Annotated in this window: 3 protein-coding genes and 1 pseudogene; all 4 read right to left on the reverse strand. The window is 48.3% G+C overall.

Translation table 11 applies throughout. The features are described from left to right. Positions 1-831: pseudogene (locus AC1WIP_RS12660) on the reverse strand (hypothetical protein); the annotation flags it as partial. A gap of 12 nt (positions 832-843) precedes the next feature. Then, positions 844-1,617: a type II secretion system F family protein gene (locus AC1WIP_RS12665; RefSeq protein ID WP_481142168.1), complete on the reverse strand. Its 774-nt coding sequence runs from the start codon at positions 1,615-1,617 to the stop codon at positions 844-846. Further along, entirely contained in the window at positions 1,583-2,809 is a 1,227-nt protein-coding gene (locus AC1WIP_RS12670; RefSeq protein WP_481142169.1) for a TadA family conjugal transfer-associated ATPase, read from the reverse strand. Before AC1WIP_RS12670 ends, AC1WIP_RS12665 begins: the two co-directional genes overlap by 35 nt. Positions 2,810-2,824: 15 nt before the next feature. Continuing rightward, entirely contained in the window at positions 2,825-3,826 is a 1,002-nt protein-coding gene (locus AC1WIP_RS12675; protein WP_481142170.1) for a P-loop NTPase family protein, read from the reverse strand. Positions 3,827-3,935: the final 109 nt, after the last annotated feature.

Raw genomic sequence — 3,935 nt, forward strand, 5'->3', positions numbered from 1 at the left:
CTCCTTCTCCATACGGCTGTCCTGCTCTGCTGCTGACAAAAGTGCTTCCAATTCTTCATAGATGCGCTCCTGTGCTGTAAGAACCGGCGGCGTCACACAGACTGTCACATTTTCCTGCCATTCCCTCTCCCCATATGAAATTTCCGCCGTAAGTAAAACCTCTCCTGTTTTCTGGTTATCATAGATCCGGCCCGAAGCTCCCAATACTTCCGGCTTGTCCGTAGACCATTCCAGAGAAAAGGGAAAACCCTCATATTCCTGAAGCAATTCCAAGTCCCGCCACACCTGATCCAGAGAAGGATTGTCTCCCAGAATCAGCTCCGGCAGTTTTTCAACAAATTCCTCATAGCAGGAAGCAAGCTCCTCTTCCGTAAGACTTTGGGGCGCCACCTGTAATGTAAAGGCATTTTTATAAGTCTCCTCCCCTTCAGAGTCAATGACAGCTGTCAGATAAAGCGTCCGCTCCTCTTTGGTTCTTTCCACTATTCCCGTTTTGGTCAGGGCCAGACTGCTTTTTTCCCTGCAATCTATTAAAAAGGCGAAAGCAGTTCCCACAAAGACCAAAGCAAGGGACAAAGACAGCTTTTCCACATAATACCAGGTCTGAGATTGCTGCCCGCATTCCCCCGGATACAATCTGCTCACATCTGCCTCCACCTGGGCGGAGCGAAACAAAGGAAGCCTCCGGATGCAGGCATTTTTGTAGAGATAAACAGCCATACGGGCAAAAGGTTTCAAGACAACAGATTCTACGCCGCAGCAATCCTCCTTTCGAGATAAAAATGCCAGAACGGCATAAATCACAAATATCACAGCCACCGCCCCAATCATTTGCCACCTCCCCTAAACAAAGCCATCCGTTAAAACCTTTTTCATCACAAGCTCTCCCGCAGCGCATGCCCCCAGATAAACCGCCAGACACAGAGTCATCACAGCAATTCCCTGCACATTGTGATAAAGCACATCGAAATATCCTGGACTGCTCACACTGATATAAAAGGAAACTACAAAAGGCATAAGCTTCATTATATTTTGTTCCATCTGTCTGCCGCTTAGAAGGGTTTTCATCTCCTGTTTGACTGCGATTCTGCGGCCAATCAGCTCCGAGGATGTCCGGATCATTTTCGGCAGGTCCCCACCGTTTTTCTTTGCGATGGATAAAACGCCGGAAAATTGGGCTATTTCAGAGCTGCCGCTTCTGTCTGCCAAATCAGAAAGCTGTTCCTCCAAGGGAATATTCATTACAAGTCCCTTGCGGATTATCTCAAGCTCCTGACAGATCATAGAGCCCTCCCCATATAAAACCAGCATATCCGTTCTGCTTTCCAAAAAAGCATTCTCCAGAGAATATCCTGCCCTGAGGGCTGCGGACACGGACAAAATGCACTCCTTAAACTGCACCGTCAGCTCCTCCCTGGCCCGTTTTGCCTTTTTTTGTCCAAGACTGCGGAAAAACAGCACACCTGCCGCAGACAGAGGAAGCGCCGCCCATAAACTGCGGTAAAAGAATACCGCAAGAAATCCTGTCACCGCCGCTGATTGTAAAGCCGCAGTCAAAAGCTCTCCCTTTTTCCAGCAATGTTTATGATAATCCCGCCGCTTTAAGCTTGTCCTCATGAAGCAATGCTCCTTTCCTGTGCAGACAGCCTGCTATGCTCCCTTTCTCGTCCTCCCCCGTCTCTTCAAACCGAAAAAGTGGATTGAGCCGTATTTCACCGCCTTCAAAGCCTGCAACTTCTGTAATCTCCAGTACCCTCCTGGATTTATCCCTAAGCCTTCCCAGATGCACAATGATATCTAATCCGGAAGCAATCTGTTTCTTTATAGCCGCAAGAGGAATCTCCATCCCCATGAGAATCATATTTTCCAGTCTCGCCACCATGTCTGCCCCACTGTTTGCGTGGCCCGTGGACATGCTGCCATCGTGGCCCGTATTCAGACACTGCATCATATCAATGGCCTCGGCCCCCCGCACCTCTCCTACAATGATCCGATCCGGCCGCATCCGCAGGGAGGACCGTATGAGATCACGTATGGTAATCTCCAGGCAGCCCTCCACATTGCTGTTTCTCGTTTCCAGCCGCACAAGATTAGGGAGCTTTTGCAGCTGCAGCTCCGCACTGTCTTCTATGGTGATCACCCGTTCATCCGAGGGAATGAAAGCGGAAAGCGCATTCAAAAAGGTGGTTTTTCCGCTTCCCGTGCCGCCGCTGATAAATATATTGTATTTTGCGCGGACAAGCTTTTTCAAAAAATCTGCGGCCTCTTTGGATATAGATTGATTTTCAATGAGATACTCCATTGTGATCGGTTTGTCCGGGAATCGCCTTATTGTCACAATGGGGCCGTTCAGCGCCACAGGGTTCATGACAATATTCACCCTGGAGCCGTTTTCCAGCCTTGCATCCACAATGGGAGAAGCTTCATTTACCACACGGTTGCATCCGGCCACAATCTGCTGGATCACATCCTGCAGCTTTTCCATGGATTCAAACCCCGTGTCAAGCTCCCTGAGACATCCCTCTTTTTCAATAAATATGTGGTCCTTTCCATTGATCATGATTTCAGTGACCGCTTTGTCCTCCACAAAAATCTGCAGGATATCCAGTCTGCGTAAAGAGTCAAAAAGCTCTTTTTTCAACCTTTTGCGCATTTCCACCGGGTAGAGCATCAGCCTTTTTTGCTCAAGCAAAACTTCGTCTATGGCCTCCTCCACGTCCTCATCGGAGACATCTGCAATATAATCCATCCGTTCCTGCACCTCTCGGCGCAGATTTCTTTTCCATTCTCCATACTCTATAGCCTCCATACCACAGCCTCCTTTTCATAATTCCTTGAGGATTTCCTTTACATATTCCGCCAGCTCCCCTTTGGTATACTGCTCCGGCTCCTCTGGAAGCCTTCCGAAGCGGGGCGGACAGAGTCTGCTTGTTTTCTGCAGAATTTCCTCCGCCTGATACAGGGCCAGAAGCTGCTCATACTGCAGAAGCTTCCCTTCGGCTGCTTTGTCACTCTGCGTCAGGGTAAAAATCTTATAACATCTGCTCATAATTTCAAAAAGCCCCTGAATGCTCTCGCTTAAATCCAGAATAATATATTCATACTTTCCCATTGCCTCAATTTTAGACAAAAGCCGTCTCCATTCCTGAGGCGTTACCGTAAGAAGATTTTGCCCCGCCTTCATGGGCGGAATATAGTCCAGACTGCCCTTCTTTTGTATCAAGGTCTCCATCCGCAGGGAAAACTTGTCCCCCTCTCCATTGAGAAAATAGAGCAGATCTCCCAGGTCTTTCACCTGCATATCCGGCAAAATTCCGCCGATTCCCGCATAGTGCTCAAAATTCAAATACAGCGTCGGACTATCTCTTGCCAGCATTTGGCTCAGAGTCAGGGCAAAGGAGGTCTGCAGGCATCTTCTCACCGGCGAATAAATTCCCACAAGCTTGGCGCTGCCGCCCTGTACCAGTCCTGGCAGCGGATTTTCTGCCACTTCCGCATAGACTTCGACCAGTTCCTTGACCACATTTTCCACACACTGGTATTTGTCCACGTTCTTAAGGTCTGGATATCTTATCACCCCGCTTTCATTTAAGATTACGGTACAGCCTGCCTTAAGTCCCTTCCATTCCGGTCCGAAAACCGATTCCGCCATTATCAGCACAGAAATAAAATTATTCTCTTCCCCACGCATCAGTTCCTCCAGGTCTGTGTAAACATGCAGTTCCCAGGGCAGATTCTTGTATCTTTTTACATATTCTGCAAATGACTGTATATATTCCTCCTCCCTGTCACACAGTGCCAGGATGTCCAATTTCCTATACTTCAATAGGCACCTCCCAGATAAAAAAGCACACTTAGAAATATAGGTCCCGAAAGACAGATTCCTGCCGCTTTTCGTTCCTTTTCATTTTCCAGATAAAGGCTCAGTTTTCCGG

Source organism: Acetatifactor sp., assembly GCF_982438285.1.

Bases quoted from the DNA above. Each gene is read 5' to 3' on its own strand.
- AC1WIP_RS12665 (WP_481142168.1), bottom strand. From the start codon at position 1,617: ATGAGGACAAGCTTAAAGCGGCGGGATTATCATAAACATTGCTGGAAA.
- AC1WIP_RS12670 (WP_481142169.1), bottom strand. From the start codon at position 2,809: ATGGAGGCTATAGAGTATGGAGAATGGAAAAGAAATCTGCGCCGAGAG.